The 19,021-nt window shown below is 71.1% G+C and carries 6 protein-coding genes; all 6 read right to left on the bottom strand.

What is annotated here, in order from left to right; all coding sequences use genetic code 11:
• The coding region (locus tag ACRWNM_RS06605; protein ID WP_431964503.1) for an amino acid adenylation domain-containing protein at positions 1-14,073 on the bottom strand (14,073 nt) is incomplete at its 3' end.
• A 34-nt stretch (positions 14,074-14,107) separates the two neighbouring features.
• A complete protein-coding gene (locus tag ACRWNM_RS06600; RefSeq protein WP_431964501.1) occupies positions 14,108-14,857 on the bottom strand; it encodes a DUF6875 domain-containing protein in 750 nt (249 codons plus the stop codon).
• 398 nt (positions 14,858-15,255) lie between these two features.
• Positions 15,256-16,416 (bottom strand): acyl-CoA dehydrogenase, encoded by a 1,161-nt coding sequence (locus ACRWNM_RS06595; RefSeq protein ID WP_431964499.1) that lies wholly within the window; start codon positions 16,414-16,416, stop codon positions 15,256-15,258.
• Between the two features lie 157 nt (positions 16,417-16,573).
• Complete coding sequence (locus ACRWNM_RS06590) at positions 16,574-17,263, bottom strand: TetR family transcriptional regulator (RefSeq protein WP_431964497.1); 690 nt, start codon at positions 17,261-17,263, stop codon at positions 16,574-16,576.
• A gap of 68 nt (positions 17,264-17,331) precedes the next feature.
• Positions 17,332-17,832 carry a 5-(carboxyamino)imidazole ribonucleotide mutase gene (gene purE / locus ACRWNM_RS06585; RefSeq protein WP_431964495.1) on the bottom strand — a complete coding sequence of 167 codons (501 nt, stop codon included), beginning with the start codon at positions 17,830-17,832 and terminating at the stop codon, positions 17,332-17,334.
• Entirely contained in the window at positions 17,825-18,997 is a 1,173-nt protein-coding gene (locus ACRWNM_RS06580; protein WP_431964550.1) for a 5-(carboxyamino)imidazole ribonucleotide synthase, read from the bottom strand. Before ACRWNM_RS06580 ends, purE begins: the two co-directional genes overlap by 8 nt.
• Between the last annotated feature and the right edge of the window lie 24 nt (positions 18,998-19,021).

The following is a 19,021-nucleotide window of genomic DNA, read 5'->3' as shown; positions in this document are numbered from 1 at the left end:
GTACTCGGCCAGGATCGGGCCGATCACCGCGAGGGCCTCTGGCCTGGTCAGCCGGTTGTGTTCGTGACCGGTCTGACGATCGAGGATCGCGCCGCCGACATACGGCCGCCAGGTGTCCACATTGGGCCCGTAGCCCGGCCGGGAGCTGGTGCTGCTGAAGAACAGCACGTCACCGTCGAACACACCAGGCCGGTACTCGGCCGCCTGCCGGACCAGCTGCTGGTAATCGAGGTGGAGGCGTTCCAGGGCCGCGGCGTCGAGTGCGCCTAGAGCGCCTGCGGCCACCGCGCCCAGCGCGCCATCCGGCCCAGCGCCCAGCGCGCCATCCGGCCCAGCGCCCAGCGCGCCATCCGGCCCAGCGCCCAGCGCGCCATCCGGCTCAACGCCGAGGGCGCCATCGGGCGGCGCGCCCACCATGCCATCCGGCCCAGCACCCGAAGCGCCATCCGGCCCGGCGGCCGAGCCGCCATCCGCCACGGCGGCCAAGCCGCCACCTGTCATTGCGCCCAAGGCGTTCTCGCCACCGCGTAGAAGTTCGGCGGCGCGCTCGGCCAGCGGCTGCTCTCCGGCGAGCAGGTCCGGATCGATGCCGCCGAACTCGGCGAGCAGAACCTCCGGCGGCGGCATCTCCGTGGCGCTCTCGGGTTCCACGTCGGCGCGACCGTCGATGATGACCAGTGCCGATACCGTCGCGCCGCGGCGCTGGAGTTCCACGGCAACCGCGTGCGCGAGCGGTCCGCCCGCCGAGTAGCCGAGCACCCGGTACGGACCGTCGGGCTGGACGGCCTGCATCTCGTCGGCGTAGCGCGCCGCGCGTTCGGTCAGCGACATGTCCGGCTGCTCGGCGGCGACGCCGGGCGATTGCAGACCGTACACCGGATGGCCGGGATCCAGATGACGCACCAATCCCGCATAGCCCCAAGCCAATCCGATCGCCGGATGCACGCAGAACAGCGCGGGTCCGCTGCCCGAGGGCCGCAACGGCAGCAGCGGAAGCAGCGCGGGATCCACGGCGTCCGGCCCGGCCTCCCGCTGTTCGACGATGCGCTGGGCGAGCGCCCCCGGCGTGGGATCGCCGAACATCCACTGCACCGGCACGGCGCAGTCGAGTCGTTCCCGAAGCTCGGCGCACAGGCGGATCGCCACCATGGAGGTGCCGCCGAGCTCGAAGAAGTTGTCGTCCAAGCCGACCCGGTCGGCGCCGAGCACGGTCTCGAAGGCGCTGACCACCTCCTGCTCGGTCCGGGTGACGGGCGGCCGGTAGGGCAGGTCGGTGCGCCGCTGGGTCAGGTTCGGCGGCGGCTCGTAGACGACCGTTCCCGGCGGGGCCGTGACGTCCAGTTCACCGAGCAGCAGACCCGGGTTCGCGGTGACGGCGTCGAGCACCTCGACGTATCGGTCGGCGAAGGTCTGCGCGGTGGACGCTTCGAACAGATCGAGGGTGAAGGTGAGGCTGCCGCGCATACCCGCGGGCGCGCCCTCCTCGTCGAAGCGCTCGGCGAGCATCCACTCCAGATCGAACTTCGCTCCCACCGTGGGCATTTCGAGCGGACGGATGTCGAGGCCGGGCAGCGCCCCCGGTTCGCGCTCGAAGTTCTGGAAGACGAGCAGCACCTGGAACAGCGGATGGTGGGCCGTGGAGCGAGCCGGGGCGAGCAGCTCGACCAGCCGCTCGAACGGCAGGTCGGCGTTGCCGAAGGCGTCCAGATCGCTGTCTTTCGTTGCGCCGAGCAGGCTTTCGAAGGTGTCCTCGGGACGCACCCGGCTGCGCAGCACCAGTGTGTTGACGAACATGCCGACCATCTCGTCGAGTTCGCCGTCGCCGCGCCCGGCGATGACCGAGCCGATCGCCACGTCCTGCTCCTCGGAGAGCCTGCCGAGCAGCACGGCGAGCGCGGCGTGCGCGACCATGAAGATGCTGACTCCGTGCCACCGGCACATCTGCTGAATTCGTTGCTGCACAGCGGCATCGATGTCGAACTCGACCACGCCCGCGCGGTGGGTGGACACCGCGGGCCGCGGATGGTCGCTCGGCAGGGTCGAGACCTCGGGCAATCCGTCCAGCGCGGCGCGCCAGTACTCGAGCTGCCGGTGCGCGACGCTGTCGGGATCGTCGTCGGCGCCGAGCAGTTCGTGCTGCCACAGGGCGTAGTCGGCGTATTGCAGTGGCAGCGGCGACCAGAACGGTGCGGCGCCCGCGCGGCGGGCCACGAAGGCCATCATCACGTCGCGGGTCAGCGGCGCCAGCGACCAGCCGTCGGAGGCGATGTGGTGCATGACCACCACCAGTACCGCCCGCCGCGCGTCGAGCCGCAGCAGCGAGACGCGGATCGGGAGCTCGGTGGTGAGATCGAAGCCCTGCGCGATGGCCGCGGCGACGCGCCCCGGCACCGTGTCCGGGTCGACGTCGGAAATACGCACCGGCACATAGGCTTCCGCGAGACCGCGGACGTCCTGGTACGGCTCGCCTTCGGCGTCCACCGGATACACGGTGCGCAGCGACTCGTGGCGAGCCAGCACGTCCATCAACGCCGTCTGCAGGACCGTCGGATCCAAATCGCCCTCGACCTCGACCGCGATCGGCACGTTGTGCGCCGGTGACGCGGGGTCGTACCGATTGAGGAACCACATCCGCCGCTGCGCCGCCGAGAGCGGAATACGGGCGGGGCGATGACGCGGACCCGGCCGCAGACCGGGAGCCGCGGCCGCGGTACGCACCGCCTCGGCCAGTTCGACGACGGTCGGGGCGTCGAAGACCATCCGCACCGGAACGCGGGTGTCCAGCGCGGCGCCGAGACGGGCCGCGATGCGGGTCGCGATCAGCGAATTGCCGCCGAGCGCGAAGAAGTTGTCGTCCAGGCCGACCCGTGGCACACCGAGCAATTCACCGAAGGTGTCGGCGACGACGCGCTCGGCGGGCGTGTTCGGCTCGCGGAACCGCCCCGCCCTGATGTCAGGGGCCGGGAGGGCGCTCCGGTCGAGCTTGCCGTTCGCGGTGCGCGGCAGGGCGTCGAGCACGACGAGCGCCGACGGCACCATGTACGACGGAAGCCGCTGGGCAATCGAGGTTTTCAGCGCCTCGAGGTCGATCGTGGAGAGGTTGGACGGCTCGCCGTCGTGCGGTTGCGCGGCGTGCGCCTCAGCCTCGAATGCCGCAGACTCCTGTACCTCCGTGTCAACTGCCGCAGCTCTGTGCGCCTCTGCCTCAGCCTCGCGCACCCCAGCGTCAACTGCCGCAGCCTTGTGCGCCTCTGTCTCAGCCTCGTGCACGCCGTCCTCGAGCGCCTCAGCGCCGAGCGGCTTCGCCCCACGCGCTTCTGTCTCAGCGTGCACCTCGGCCTCGAGCGCCTCAGCGTCGAGCGGCTTCGCCCCATGCGCCCCTGCATCGACTGTCTCCGCCGTACGTGCCTCCACTCCGAGCGTCTTCGCGTCGTCGGTCTCCGCCTCGCGCGTCGCGGCGTCGGCTGCCTTCGCCTCGAGCGTCTCCATGCCGTGCGCCTCCGCATCGCGCACCTCGGCGTCCAGAGCCTTCGCCTCGTTCGACCCGGCCCCGTGCGGCACTACGTAGCCGACCAGCAGCTCGCCCACGGCCGGATCGGTGTACACCGTGACAGTCGCCTGGTGCACCGCGGGATCGCTGGCCAGCGCGGACTCGATCTCGCCGAGCTCGATGCGCAGCCCGCGCAGCTTGACTTGCAGGTCGCCGCGGCCCAGGTAGTCCAGTGCGCCGTCGCGCCTGCGCACCAGGTCGCCGGTGCGGTACATGCGTTCGCCCGGCGCGCCGTAGGGATCGGGGACGAATCGGGCGGCGCTCAGCGCGGGTCGGCCGTGGTAGCCGCGCGCGAGGGCACGGCCGGACAGATACAGTTCGCCGGCGACGCCGTCGGGCACCGGGTGCAGCCGCTCGTCGAGCACGCGGGCCGCGAGGCCGGGGGCCGGGCCGCCGATGGTGATCTCGTCGCCGGGACGCAGGGCCTCGCTGCCCGTCGCCCAGATCGTGGTCTCGGTGGGGCCGTAGTCGTTGAAGTGCAGGCGATCCGGCGCGGCCCACCGCTCGACCAGTTCCGGCGGGCACGGCTCGCCGCCGGTGATGATGGCGCGCAGCGCGGGCTCGGGGCCGAGCGCGGCGGCATCGACCGAGCCCAGCGCCGACGGCGTCAGCGCGATGTGCGAAACACGTTCGCGGGCAAGCAATTCACCGAGTTCCGGCCCGCCGAACGCGGTGGGACCCGCGATCACGAGCGTGGCCCCTGAGCCGACGGCCATGAGCAGTTCGAGCGCCGCGGCGTCGAAGCTCGGTGACGCCACGTTGAGCACGCGCGAGTCCGCCGTAATGCGCATCCGATCGCGTTGGGCGGCGGTGAGATTCGCCAGGCCCTCGTGGGTGACGACGACGCCCTTCGGCCGTCCGGTGGACCCCGAGGTGAAGATGACGTAGGCCGGGTTCTGCCAGCGCACCGGCGCCGTGCGTTCGGCGGCGTCGATCGGCGCACCGGCGGCCGAGTTCACCAGCTCGGTCGTCGCCGGATCGTCGAGCGCGAGCCAGTGCACCTGCGGCTCGCCGGAGGTCTCCACGGATTCGTCGAATCCCGAGCCCGGCAGCGACGGCGCGACGGCGCGGACCGTCACCCCGAGCCGCGCCCCGGAATCGTCCAGGATCTGGGCGATCCGCTCGGCCGGGTAGGCGGGGTCGATCGGCACGAACGCGGCGCCGGTCTTGGCCACCGCCCACACCCCGAGCACCGCGTCCAGCGAGCGTCGGATGGCGATCGCGACCAGCCCTTCCGGGCCCGCTCCGGCGCCGATGAGCACCCGAGCCAACCGGTTGGCGTGCTCGTCGAGTTCGCGATAGGTGAGGCGGGTGACGCCATCGACCACCGCGACGCCGTCCGGATTGGCGGCCACCGCGTCGGCCAGCAACCGCGGCAGCACGGTCGGTTCGGCCACCGAAGGGCGAGCCGGGATCGCGAGGGCCGTGCGCTCTTCCGGGTCGAGCAGGTCGACATCGCCGACGGGCGCTTCGGGATCGGCGGCGACGGCGCGCAGCAGCCGCAGCCAGCGGTCCGCGAAACGCTCGACGGTCTCGTGGTCGAACAGATCGGTGGCGTAGCCGAAGCGGATCGTCAGGCCGGACGTCTCGTCCGCCGCCACCGTGACGCTGAGGTCGAACCGCAGGCTCTGCTGTTCCAGTTCCACCGCGGCCACGTGCAGATCGGGCAGGGTGAGTTCCACCGGCGCGAGATTCTGGAACACCAGCATCACCTGGACCAGCGGGTGCCGCGCCGCCGAGCGGGCCGGATCGAGCACGTCGACGAGGCTCTCGAACGGAATGTCGGCATGCGCGAAGGCGTCCAGATCGGTGCGCCGGATCCCGGCCAGCAGTTCGGCGAACGACGCGGCGGAGTCGATCTCGGTGCGCAGCACGACGGTGTTGACGAACATGCCGACCACGTCGTCCAATTCGGCCGCGCCGCGACCGGCGACCGGCGTGCCGATCGCGATGTCCGGTGTGCCGCTGAGCCTGGCGAACAGGGCCGCGAGCGCGGCGTGCAGCACCATGAACAACGAACTCTGGTGCGTCCGGCCGAGTTCGTCCAGCGCGGCGGCCGATTCGGCGTCGAGGGTGCGCAGCACGGTGCCCGCGCGCAGCGACGGGATGGCCGGACGCGGCCGGTCGGCGGGCAGCTCGAGGCGGTCGGGCAGGCCCTTCAGCGTGGTGGTCCAGTAGTCCAGCTGGGCGGTGAGCAGGGATTCCGGGTCGTCGGGGGAACCGAGCCGTTCCCGTTGCCAGAGTGTGTAATCCGCGTACTGCACGGGCAATTCGGTCCAGTCGGGAACGACGCCGTGGGACCGCGCCGCGTAGGCCGCGAGCACGTCCCTGGCGAGCGGGCCCATGGAGAAGCCGTCCGCGCCGATGTGGTGCACCACCACGACGAGGACGTGCTCGTCGGCGGCGATGCGGAACAGGCGCAGCCGCAACGGGACCTCCGACGCCACGTCGAAACCCTTGGTGACGCAGTCGAGTACCGCGGCGGGCAGCTCGTCGGCCGCGATCGCGGTCGGCTCCGGATCCAGTTCGAGCGCGTCCGGCGGCAGCACGACCTGGTAACCGACGCCGTCGCGCGCCGGGTACACGGTGCGCAACGCCTCGTGCCTGGCCAGCACATCGGACAGCGCCGCGCGCAGTGCGGCCACGTCCAGGGCGCCGCGCAGGCGGAGCACCGCGGGGATGTTGTACGCGCCCGATTCCGGGTCGTACTGGTTGACGAACCACATCCGCTGCTGGGCGGGCGCGAGCGGAATCCGCTCGGGTCGCGGCCCGGAGCGGGGTCCGATGCTCGGCCGCGCGCCGTCGCCCGCCGCGGGCAACCGAGCGGCCAGCGCACGCACCGTCGGCGCCTCGAACAGCAGCCGGACCGGCACCTGGATGTCCAGTGCGGCGCCGAGCCTGGCGGTCACCCTGGTCGCGGACAGCGAATCGCCGCCGAGTGCGAAGAAATCGTCGAACGCGCCGACGCCGGGACGATCGAGCACCGCACCGAAGACCTCCGCGACGACGCGCTCGACGCCGATCGGGGCCACGTATTCCACGGCGACGCTCTCGGGTTCGGGCAGCGCGCGCACGTCGACCTTGCCGTTGCCGGTCACCGGCAGGACGTCCAGCACGGTCACCGCCGCGGGCACCAGGTGGCGGGGCAGGCGGCGCACCAGATGGTCGCGCAGGCGCGCGGCGTCCAGTTCGGCGCCCGCCGTCGGTGCCACGTAGGCCGCGAGCGCCAGATCGCCGGTGGGGCCGCGCCGCGGCACGGTGACCGCGAGCCCGACGCCGGGCAGGTCGCGTAGCGCCGCGTCGACCTCGCCCGGCTCGACCCGGATGCCGTGCAGCTTCACTTGGGAGTCGTTGCGGCCCACGTATTCCAGGCCGCTGTGCGAGACGCGCCGGACCAGGTCGCCGGTGCGGTACATCCGGTCGCCGGGGGCTCCGAACGGGTTGGGCACGAACCGCGCGGCCGTGAGCCCCGCACGACCGTTGTAACCGCGCGCCAGGCCGGGACCCATCAGGTACAGCTCACCGACCGTCCCGACCGGTGCGGGCCGCAGCCAGCGGTCGAGCGCGACCAGCCCGAATCCGGGCATCGGCGCGCCGAGACCCGCGACCTCGCCGGGAACGAGCGCCCCGCTGAAGGTCGCGGCGACGGTCGCCTCGGCCGGGCCGTAGGAGTTCATCATCGACCGCCCGGCGCCGACCCGGGCGGTGAGCTCGGGCGGACAGACCTCGCCGCCGGTGACCACGGTGCGCACGCCGTTCCACGACGCGGTGGAGAGCGTGGCCAGCACGGCGGGGGGCGCGATGACGTGGGTCACCTCGTTCGACACGATCACGGACGTCAGCTCGTCGCCCGCGGTCGCCACCGCGGGCGCGACCACCAGTGTGGCGCCGTTGTAGAAGGTGGACAGCCACACCAGCATCGCGGCGTCGAAGTTCGGGTTCATGCTGAGCAGGACGCGATCGCCCGGCCTGGCCCGCATGCGCGCCGAGGTCCCCACCGCGAGTCCGGCGAGTCCGACGTGGGTGACCATGACGCCCTTGGGCGTTCCGGTGGATCCCGAGGTGTAGATCAGGTAGGCCGGGTGTTCCGCGCGCAGCGGACGCGACCGGTCGGTGTCGGTGACCGGCGCGTCGGAATGCTCCGGCAGCTCGGCGACCAGCGCCGGATCGTCGAGCAGCAGCCAAGACACGGTGCCGGGCAGTCGATCTCGGTGTTCCGCAGTGGTGATGCCGAGCGGCGCGGCGCTGTCGGCGGCGAGCGTCGCGAGGCGATCCTCGGGATGGTCGACGTCGACGGGGACGAACGCGGCGCCGGATTTCGCGATCGCCCAGACCGCCACGAACCAGTCGACGGACCGCGGCAGCGCGAGCAGCACCCTGGTCTCGGGGCCAGCCCCGGCGGCGATGAGCTTGCGGGCCAGGCGATTCGAGCGGGCATCGAGTTCCACGTAGTCCAGCGTCGACGCGACGTCCTCGATCGCGATACGTCCCGGGCGCACGCCGCAGCGCAGCAGATCGGGCAGCAGCCGCGCCGGCTGCGGGCGGCAACGCAGCACCTCGGCGCGATCCACGCCGGACACCGCGGCGACCTGCCCCGCCGGGTCGGTGGCCATGCGATCGAGCATCCGCACCAGGCGCGCGCCGATCGCGTTCGCCTCGTCGGCGTCGAAGAATCCGGTGGCGCAGTTCAGGATCAGCCGCAGGGTGTCGCGCGCGTGGGCGGCCAGGGAGAGCGGGTAGTGGGTGCCGTCGCGGCCGCGGAAGTCGCGGACCCGCAGTGCCGCGTGCTCGGCGGCGCCGCGCAGCGCCGCCGCGTCCACCGGATACGACTCGTAGACGATGGCGGTGTCGAACAGCACGCCGAGCCCGGTGGCGGACTGGATCTCGGTGAGCCCGGCGGTGTGGTGGTCGAGCAGTGCGCCCTGCTCGCGCTGGACCCGGCGCAGCAGGTCACCGACCGACTCGGCCGGATCGAGGGCGATGCGCACCGGAAGGGTGTTGACCATCATGCCGACGATCCGCTCCGCGCCGGGCAGATCGGCCGGGCGACCGGAAACCGTTGCGCCGAAGACGATGTCGGTCTCGCCGGTCAGCTCGGCGAGCAGCATGCCCCATGCGCACTGCACCACCGTGTTGAGGGTGACGCCCTGGTCGGCCGCCATGCGCTGGAGGACGAGGGCGCTCGCGGGCGCGAGCGGCAGCTCCAGATCCAGCTTCCCCGCGCCGGTGCGCAGCGGGGTGCGGCCCGCGGTGACCAGCGTCGGGCCGGACAGTCCGGACAGCGCGTCCGTCCACGCCGCCATCGCCGCGGCGCGGTCCCGGCGCGTCAGCCATTCCAGATAGTTGCGGTAGGAGACCGACGGCGGGAAACCCGCTCCGTCCCCGCCGCTTTCGTATCGCGCGAGCAGCTCGGCGAGCAGCAGCGGCATGGACCAGCCGTCGAGCACCAGGTGGTGGTTGGTGACGAGCAGCCGGATGTCGTCGTCGCCGCACCGCGCGCACACGAACCGAACCAGCGGCGGGCGCGCCGTGTCGAACGGCGCCGCCAGCTCGCGCGCCGCGAACGCGTCGAATTCGGCGGGATCGACGTCCACCGTGCGCCACGGCACCTCGACGTCGGCGAGCACGATCTGCACCGGCTCGTCGGCTCCCGCCACGAACGCGGTGCGCAGCGCCTCGTGTGCCCGCACGGTCGCGGTGGCGGCGGCCGCCAAGCGCTCGATGTCCACGGCGCCGTCGAATTCGAACACGGCCTGCACCGCGTACTCGTCGGTGTGGCCCGCGGACAGTTGCGCGTGGAAGAGCAGACCCTGCTGCAGCGGGGCCAGCGGCCACACGTCCGCCATGTCGGGATACCGTGCGGCCCAGGCGTCCAGCTGTCGCTGACCGACCGCGACCAGGGGCAGATCGGAGGGCGTCAGCTTGCCCGCATCGGGCTCGGCCAGCGCGCCCGCCAGCTCCTCGAGCGCGGAGATCCATTTCCCGGCAAGGGCTTCCATCTCCGCACCGTCGACGATCCCCGAGGCGTAGCGCCACACCGCGTGCAGCACCGAACCTTGCGGGCCCTCGACGACCACCGCGTCGATCGCCAGGACCGCCGAGGCGGGCAGTTCGGCGCCGCCGCCACCGCCCAGGCTCGCCGCGAGCGAGACCGGAAGCCACGGCACCGCGTTCTCCGTCGCGTCGGATTCGCCCTCGGCCACCTGGCCGAGATAGTTGAATCCGAGCTGCGGATGCGGGGCCGCGCCGAGGACGGCGGCGGTCTGCGGGTTCGAGTGGCGCAGCAGGCCGAAGCCGATGCCGCCGCGCGGGACGGCGCGCAGCTGTTCCTTCACGGTGGCGAGCGCGTCCAGCGGACCGGTGTCGCCGATCTCGAGCCGGACGGGGAACTGGCTGGTGAACCAGCCGACGGTGCGGGAGAGGTCGGCGCCGGGGACGGCGGCCTCGTCGCGGCCGTGCCGCTCCAGCATGACGAGCGCGGGACCGATCGCCGCGCGGTGTTCGGCGAGCGCCGTGGCCAGCGCGGCGAGCAGAGCCTCTTCCATGCCACAGCGGTAGGTCGCGGGCAGCCGGTCGAGCAGCGTCGCCGTGGTCGCCGCGGGCAGGCGCAGCTCCAGCCTGTCGAGGGTGTCGCCGGTGTCGACGACCGGGTCGAGCGCGCGGCGGCCGAGCGGCGGATCGGGAGTGGTGAGCACGGCGGCCCAGTAGTCGGCCTCGGCGGTCCACGTCTCGGTCGTCGCCGCCTCGGTGAGGGCGTGCGCCCACGTGCGCATGGAGGTGCCGACGGACGGCAGCTCGGGCGTCTCGTCGGCGCGCACCTGCGCCCAGGCGGAGATCAGATCGGCGATCAGGATGCGCCAGGACACCGCGTCGACCGCCAGGTGATGGACGACGAGCACGAGCAGGCCCGCGCCATCCCGGCCCGGATCCAGCCAGGTCGCCGCGACCATGACGCCCGCGTCGGGCGCCAGCCGCGCGGCGACCGCCTCGACCGCGGATTCGGTATCGACGCTGTCGATTTCGTGGCACGGGACGCGAACGAGCACCGACTCGGGCGCGATCGTCGCGGGCGGCGCGACCTCCAGGCCGCCGCGAACGACCCTGGCGCGCAACATGTCGTGCCGATCGAGCACCGCGCCCAGGGTGCGCACGAGTTCCGACTCGCTCAGCCCGGCGGGCAGCGCGAGCACCATGGATTGACTGAACCGCTGCCACCCCGGCTGCTCGAGCAGCCAGTCCACGATCGGCGTCCGAGGCAGGAAACCCACGCCGCCGCCGGGCAGTTCGGCCAGTACCGTCCGCTCGCCGGGCGCGGTGACCACCGACGCCAGCGCGGCGGGCGTCGGATGCTCGAACACGTCACGCGCGGAGAACACCAGACCGGCGGCCCGGCCGCGGGCGACCAGCTGGATGGACAGGATCGAATCGCCGCCGAGCGCGAAGAACGAGACGTCCGCTCCGACCGCGGGCACGCCGAGTACCTCGGCGAACAGCGCGCACAGTGCGCCCTCGGCTTCCGTCGCCGCCGCGCGCGGCGCCGTGTCGGCCGTCGGCTCGGGCAGCGCCCGCCGATCGACCTTGCCGTTGCTGGTGAGCGGCAGGGCGTCGAGCACGGTGATGGTGCCGGGCACCATGTGGCCGGGCAGCCTGCGCATGCAGAATTCCCGCAGCCGGGGCACGTCCAGCTCGGTGAGCTGCGAATCACGGTGCACCGGAACGATATACGACGCCAGCATGGCACGGCCGGACGCACCGGTGCGTACGACCGTGACGGCGATCTCCACCTCGGGATGCGAATCGAGCACCGCGTCGACTTCCCCCGGCTCGACGCGCATTCCGCGCAGCTTGACCTGGAAATCGCTGCGGCCCAGGTAGTCCAGCACCACACCGTCGGAACTCGCCCGCGCCGTGTCGTCGAACGGTTCGACCGAACGCCAGCGGACCAGGTCACCCGTGCGGTACATCCGGCTTCCCCACGGGCCGAACGGATCGGCGACCAACCGGTCCGCCGTCAAGCCGGGGCGTCCCGCGTAACCGCGGGCCACGCCGGGTCCGGCGATGTAGAGCTCTCCCGGCGTGCCGATCGGCACCGGGCGCAGCCTGCGGTCGAGCACCATCAGCCGGGCGCCGGGCACCGGCCTGCCGATGCCGGAGGGGCGCTCCGGGTCCATCGCGTCGGTGAAGGTGGCCGCGACGGTGGTCTCGGACGGGCCGTAGGAGTTCACCAGCCTGCGGCCGGGACCGAAGCGCGCCACCAATTCCGGCGGACAGATCTCGCCGCCGGTGGAGACGGCGACCACGCCGTCCAGCGCACCCTCCGGCAGCGTCGCGAGCACGGCGGGCGTCGAGCACACCTGGGTGATCCCGAAATCGGCGACAGCGGTGGACAATTCGACGCCCGCCATGGACTCGCCGCGGCCGATCACCATCGTCGCGCCGTTGCCGAAGGCGATGAGCAGTTCGAGCATGGATGCGTCGAAGCTCGGGTTCAGACAGTGCAGCACGCGCGAGCCGACCTCCGGCCGGTAGGCCTCGCGCACGGCGTCGGCCAGGCCCGCGATGCCCGCGTGGGTGACGACGACGCCCTTCGGCACGCCGGTCGACCCGGAGGTGAAGACGATGTAGGCGGTGTGGTCGAGGCGGACGTCGGCACGCGGCCGGAATCCGGTCGAATCCTCCCCTGCGGCTTCACCTTCCCCAGCTTCTCGCGCACCGTCGCCGGGTTCGAGGGCCGCGAGAACCGCCGCATCCGTATCGATCTCGAGCCACTGCACCCCATCGGGCAGCAGGGACGCCTGATCACTGGTCGTAATACCAATGCGCGCACCGCATTCCGCCGCCATCTTGGCGACCCTCTCGGCTGGATTCCCGGTGCCGACGGGCACATACGCCGCGCCGGAACGCACCACGCCCCAGAACGCGAGCACCGATTCCACCGAGCGCGGCAGGGCGACGAGCACGGCGTCGTCCGGTCCCGCGCCCAGCTCGGCCAGCCGTCCGGCCAGCACCGCCGCGGCACGGTCGAGCGCGCCGTACGTCACGGTGCGGGCGCCGTCCACCACGGCAGCGGTGTCCGGACCCGCCGCGCGCAGCCCCTCGTCGAGCACATCGGAGAGCAGCCTGGGAACGGACGGCATCGGCCCGTGCGCGCCCGTGCGCAGTGCGAGTTCGTCGTCGAGGAAGTACTCGACGTCCCTGACCGCGGCGTCGGGCTCGGCCTCGAGCAGACCCTCGAACAGCTTCACGAACCGCAGGTGATGGCGGGCCAGCGTCTCCTCGTCGTAGAGATCGGGATTGGCGGTGAAATCGAGGTGGACCGGCGCCTGCGCGCCGTGCTGGTAGATGTTGACGAACAGGTCCTCGATCGGGCCCGAGGTGAGCACGTGCAGGCTGGTCTCGATGCCGGTGAATTCGACCTCGCCGGGGAACAGCATGATGTTGACCACCGGGCCGACGAGATTGCGTCCGCCCGTCGCCTCGACCTCGCCCGTCGCCTGCCGGATCTCCTCGTGCCGGTACCGCTGGTGGCGCAGCGCGCCGGAGACCTCGATGCGGATCGCGTTCACGATCTCGGCCAGCGTGGTCCGCTCTCCGACCGTGACGTGCAGTGGAACGACATTGGCCAGCATGCCGCTCGACCGGCGCAGCATCGCGGTGGTGCGCCCGGAGACCGGCAGGCTCAGCACCACGTCGTGCGCACCGGTGGCCTGCGCGTAGTAGACCGCCAGCGCCGCCATCACCAGCCCGGGGGCACCGACGCCGAAACGCGTTGCCGCGGCGTCGAGTCGAGCCTTCACCTCGTCGGACAGCTGGTGCCGGTGATCACGCCCGAGCGCGTGGGCGGGCGCGACGCCCGTCACCAGGCTGCATCGCTGCGGCATCTCCGCGATGCGCTGCTCCCAGTACTCCGCGTCGGCGGTGAACCGGCTGGACTCCCGATAGCTCATCTCCGAGTCGTAGATCTCGCGCAGCGTGGCCGCCTTGTTCGGCTTCGGCTCCTCGCCCGCCAGCGCCGCGTTGTACAGCTCGGCCACGCGGTACAAGCCCGTCACGGAGGCGAACCCGTCCACTGCGATGTGGTGCGCGCGCCCGTACCACAGCACCCGATCGGGTGCGACGCGGATCAACACCGATGCTCCTGGCCGCTCACCCAACAGGTCCACCGGTGCGGCGAGGTCCGCCCGCATCCACCGCATGGCCTCGGCGTCCGGATCCGCGGAATCGCTGAGATCCACGTAGGACAGCGTGGTGTCGAGGCTGTGGTCGACGACCTGATAGGGACGCGAGTCGCGCTCACCGAAGCGCAGCAGCACCGATTCGAACTCGCGCGCGGCGCGGCCCGCGACCTCGACGAGGGTGTCGACGTCCAGCGGGCCGCGCATCTCGATGTACTGGGCCTCGTTGAGCGGCACGGAAGGATCGAGCTGCTGGGCGTACCACATGCCCAGCTGCGCGGGCGAGAGCGGGAACTCCCCGTTCTGGCCCGTGTCGATCCCCCGCGCGGCCGAAAGTCCGTGCGTCATAAGTCGATCCCTTGGTCGTCGATCGCTGTCTGTCTCAGCTGGCTTTCCGCGGCCCCAGATGGACCGGCCTGCCGTTCTTGGTTGCCGTCGCCGGGCCGCCCTGCTCCGATTGCAGCTGGTAGGCGGGCACATCGAGGTTCGAGCTCGCGGTCAACCGGCCGACCACCACGTGCCGGACGTGGGCGGGCAGACCTGGCGCGAACTTCTTGACGTACGCGGCCATCCACTCCGGCCGCCCCAGCAGGAACGGGAAGTCGGTGGCCATCATGGTGCGCACCACGATCATCGGAATCGGCGAATCGAGCGGGTGGAAGTCCTTGTTCCACAACCCAGGCTCCTTGCACCCGGGGTAGAACTGCCCGAGCATGAAGCCGCGCTCGACGAATCGCGTCTTGAGTTCCGCGTGCAGGTTGTCGATCAGCGAGAACTCCCGCAGATCAGGCAGCGCGGTGACGAGGGCGCGCAGGACGGCCCCGCCGCCGTCTTCCGGTGGCAGACGCTCGAATACCTCGAGCGCGTCCTCGATGACCAGTCGCACGTACGACGGCCACGGACGCACGCCGGATACCCGGCCCACCCACATCAGATCGCGGCGCAGCGACGGTCCGACATAAGGACAGACCGGCCCGTCGCGGCCGAGCTCCGGCTCGGTACCGGTCAAATAGTCCTCGGACCAGGTCCGCACAGCGTCCACCGTGGACTTGGTGTGCGGACACGGGATCTCGGTGTCGGACAACGGGAACCATTCCATCCCCGACCGCGGTCCGATTACGATCTCGGACATGACTCACCTCGTCGCGATACGAGGTCGTGCATCGCTCCGCGAGTCTGCGCGGTCGGCGATCGACGAATCACCCCATTTTCTTCTACTCGAGTGACTCTCAACAGTGAATTCAGTATGGCGTAACATGCCGTCAACTCCTGCCGACGTACCGTCGAAACGCCTGTTCAGACGCTTCCTATCAGCGAGGATCGACGTCAGCCACAAACAAAGCCCCGACCGGCTTCCGCAAAATCCAGCTATCAATGTTTATGGCGCTGGAGGTCTCGAATCGAGCTGTGGCATGGACACGATGAGGCAACCGATCGAACTCGAATGGATTTCGCCGGACGGCCGCTCGTAGAAAAGAAGGGACGGCCGGGTAACAACCCGGCCGTCCCTGAATTCGCAGTGCGCAGGCGTCAGCCGCGCAGCAACGCCCTGGACATCACCACGCGCTGGATCTGGTTGGTGCCCTCGTAGATCTGGGTGATCTTCGCGTCGCGCATCATCCGCTCGACCGGGAAGTCGGTGGTGTAGCCCGCTCCGCCGAACAGCTGGACGGCGTTGGTGGTGACCTCCATGGCCACGTCCGAGGCGAAGCACTTGGCGGCGGCGGAGATGAAGCCGAGGTTCTTCTCACCGCGCTCGGCGCGGGCGGCCGAGGTGTAGACCATGAGGCGGGCGGCCTCGATCTTCATCGCCATGTCGGCCAGCATGAACTGGGTGTTCTGGAAGTCGGCGATGGCGGTGCCGAACTGCTTGCGGTCCTTGGTGTAGGCGATGGCCGCGTCCAGCGCGCCCTGGGCGAGGCCGACGGCCTGCGCGCCGATGGTGGGGCGGGTGTGGTCGAGGGTCTGCAACGCGGTCTTGAAGCCGGTGCCGGGCTCGCCGATGATGCGGTCGCCGGGGACGCGGCAGTTCTCGAAGTACAGCTCCGCGGTGGGCGAGCCCTTGATGCCGAGCTTGTGCTCGAGCGGGCCGACCACGAAGCCCTCGTCGTCCTTGTGCACCATGAACGCGGAGATGCCGTTGGCGCCCTTCTCGGCGTCGGTCACGGCCATCACGGTGTACCAGGAGGACTTGCCACCGTTGGTGATCCAGCACTTGGAGCCGTTGATGACCCAGTCGTCGCCGTCCCGCTTGGCGCGGGTGCGCATGGAGCCGGCGTCGGAGCCCGCCTCGCGCTCGGACAGCGCGTAGGAGGCCATCTCGCCGTTGACGATGTCGGCAAGCACCTTCTGCTTCAGCTCCTCGGAGCCGTTCAGGATCAGACCCATGGTGCCGAGCTTGTTGACCGCGGGGATGAGCGAGGAGGAACCACAGACGCGGGCGACCTCTTCGATCACGATGCAGGTGGCGACCGAGTCGGCGCCCTGGCCGCCGTAGGCCTCCGGCACGTGCACGGCGTTGAAGCCGGCGGCGTTCAGCGCGGTGAGCGCCTCCTCAGGGAAGCGGGAGTTACCGTCGACGTCCTTGGCGTACGGCGCGATTTCCTTCTCCGCCAGACCGCGGATGGCCGCCCGCAGTTCGTCGTGGAAGTCCTCGAGCTTGAACAGGTCGAAATCGGGGTTTCCCGCCATGGGACACGCTCCTGGGTGATGGTCTTAGGCCGCGGTCGGCGGCTTTCAACAGATCGGCACTGAGTGCCACTTCGAGTGCCAGTATACGCACGAGATTCGCCACAACATGCGGATACCTACTGGCACTGAGTGTCAGACGGTGGCACTGTAGGCCAAATCACAGACTGCCCAGCTTGCGGGTCAGCAGATCGACCACCTGGCGCGACGACATGTCCCTCGGGAAGACCGCGACCACCATCTCCTCCGCGTCGCAGATCCGGCCGTGGCCGCGGGGAATGGCCGCCAGCTCGACCCGCAGATCCGCCGCGCCCGCGTCCGACTCGCCGCGCACCATGCGGCGCAGCAGATAGTTGTGCGTCGCGGTGACCGCCGCGGCGAACTGCACCCTGGCGAGGTCGGGCACCTCGGGCAGGCGCTCGCGCAGATAGTCGGTGAACAAGCGCTCGTACCGGAACACCGTGACGATCTCGCGCTCGCGCAGCGCCGGCACCCGGCGGACCACCTGGTAGCGGCGCGCCGCGATCTCCCGCCACTGCGTGAATCGCTCGAAGACCTGCACGACGGCCGCGCACACGGCCTCCCACGGATCGTCGTCCCGCGCGCCGGCGAGATAGGTCGCCGCCTGCGCCAACTGCGACTCGTGATCGGCGAAGATCACGTCCTCCTTCGAGCGGAACTGCCGAAAGAACGTCCGCCGCGAAATCCCGGCCGCCTCCGCGATCTCGTCGACCGTCGTCGCCTCGTACCCCTTGTCCGCGAACAACCGCAGCGCCTGATCCACCACCGTCAGCCGAAACCGCGCCGGATCCTCCCCGGCCCGGGCCCGCGCGTTCTCCTCAGTTGCCACGGCAGTCACCGTAGTAGCGACCGACGCGAGACGACCGACGCCCGCGCGCCGGGTGATACGGCCGCACGTCAGCCGAGGAGTTTGGTGCGGAGAGCTTCGTCCTTCTCGAGGACCAGCTTTTCCAGGTCGGACTGGAACTGGGTCATGCGGGTGCGCAGGGCCGGGTCCGCGGCGGCGAGGATGCGGACGGCGAGCAGGCCCGCGTTGCGGGCGCCGCCGATGGAGACGGTCGCGACCGGGACGCCCGCCGGCATCTGCACGATCGACAGCAGCGAGTCCATGCCGTCGAGATACTTCAACGGGACGGGGACGCCGATCACCGGCAGCGGGGTCGCGGAGGCGACCATGCCCGGCAGATGGGCCGCGCCGCCCGCGCCCGCGATGATCACCTGGATGCCGCGGTCGGCCGCGTCGCGCGCGTAGTCGAGCATGCGCTGCGGCGTGCGGTGCGCGGAGACGACGCCCACCTCGAAGGGCACACCGAACTCGGCCAGCGCCTCGGCGGCCGCCTCCATGGTCGGCCAGTCGGAGTCGCTGCCCATGATCAGGCCAACTCGAGGATTACTCATGGGGGTCCCATCCGTCGGTCCACACCGCGTGCGACATCCAGTGCGCCGCCCGCTCTGCCTTCTCGCGCACCTCGGCCACGTCGTCGCCGAGGATGTTGATGTGCCCGATCTTGCGATCGAGGCGCTCGCCCTTGCCGTACAGGTGCACCTTCGCCTCCGGCAGCCTGGCGAAGAGGTGATGCAGCCGCTCGTCCATCGACATCTCGGGCGCCTGCGCCGCACCGAGGATGTTGGCCATCACGGTGACCGGAGCCAGCGGACTGGTGTCGCCGAGCGGATAGTCCAGCACCGCGCGCAGATGCTGCTCGAACTGCCCGGTGCGCGCGCCGTCCATGCCCCAGTGGCCGGAGTTGTGCGGGCGCATCGCCAGCTCGTTCACCAGCAGCGCGCCGTCGTGGGTCTCGAAGAGCTCGACGGCCATGGCGCCGACCACGCCGAGCTGGGCGGCCAGGTTCAGCGCCAGGGTCTCGGCCTCGGCGGCCTGCGCGTCGGCCAGATCGGGCGCGGGCGCGATCACCACCGCGCACTGACCGTTGCGCTGCACGGTCTCCACCACCGGCCAGGTCGCGGCCTGACCGAACGGCGAACGGGCCACCATCGCCGAGAGCTCGCGCTTCAGATCGACCTTCGCCTCGGCGAGCAGCCGCACCCCGTGCGCGAGCTGATCGGTGACGATCCGCTCGGTCTCGTCGGCATCGGCGGGCATCCAGACGCCGCGGCCGTCGTAGCCGCCGCTCACCGCCTTGAGCACGAACGGCCAGCCGTGCTCGTCGCCGAAGCGCACCGCGTCGGCCGCCTCGGCGACCGTGGTGAACGCGGGCACCGGAACGCCGAGCTCGGCGAGCTTGGTGCGCATGGCCAGCTTGTCCTGGGCGTACACCAGGGCCTGCGGCGGCGGCTGCACGTTGACGCCCTCGGCGACCAGCGCCGCGAGGTGTTCGGTCGGCACGTGCTCGTGATCGAAGGTCAGCGCGTGCGAACCGACCGCGGCCTTGCGCAGCGCGGCGAGATCGGTGTGGCTGCCGAGCACCACGTCGGGACTGACCTGTGCGGCCGGGTCCTCTGGGTTCTCGGCCAGCACCCGTAGCCGCTGGCCGAGCGCGATCGCGGCCTGATGGGTCATCCGCGCCAACTGACCGCCACCGATCATGGTGACGGTGGGCATGGCGGCTTGGTCGAAGGAACGGGT

Origin of the sequence: Nocardia sp. bgisy134 (assembly GCF_965341865.1) — a bacterium.
In the GTDB taxonomy this organism is placed as follows: Bacteria; Actinomycetota; Actinomycetes; order Mycobacteriales; family Mycobacteriaceae; genus Nocardia.
Note: the sequence above shows the minus strand (reverse complement) of the source record. Positions and strands in the feature narration are given on the sequence as shown.

Coding starts and splice junctions, on each gene's coding strand:
- ACRWNM_RS06600 (WP_431964501.1), bottom strand. CDS start 14,857: ATGTCCGAGATCGTAATCGGACCGCGGTCGGGGATGGAATGGTTCCCG.
- ACRWNM_RS06595 (WP_431964499.1), bottom strand. CDS start 16,416: ATGGCGGGAAACCCCGATTTCGACCTGTTCAAGCTCGAGGACTTCCAC.
- purE (WP_431964495.1), bottom strand. CDS start 17,832: ATGAGTAATCCTCGAGTTGGCCTGATCATGGGCAGCGACTCCGACTGG.
- ACRWNM_RS06580 (WP_431964550.1), bottom strand. CDS start 18,997: ATGCCCACCGTCACCATGATCGGTGGCGGTCAGTTGGCGCGGATGACC.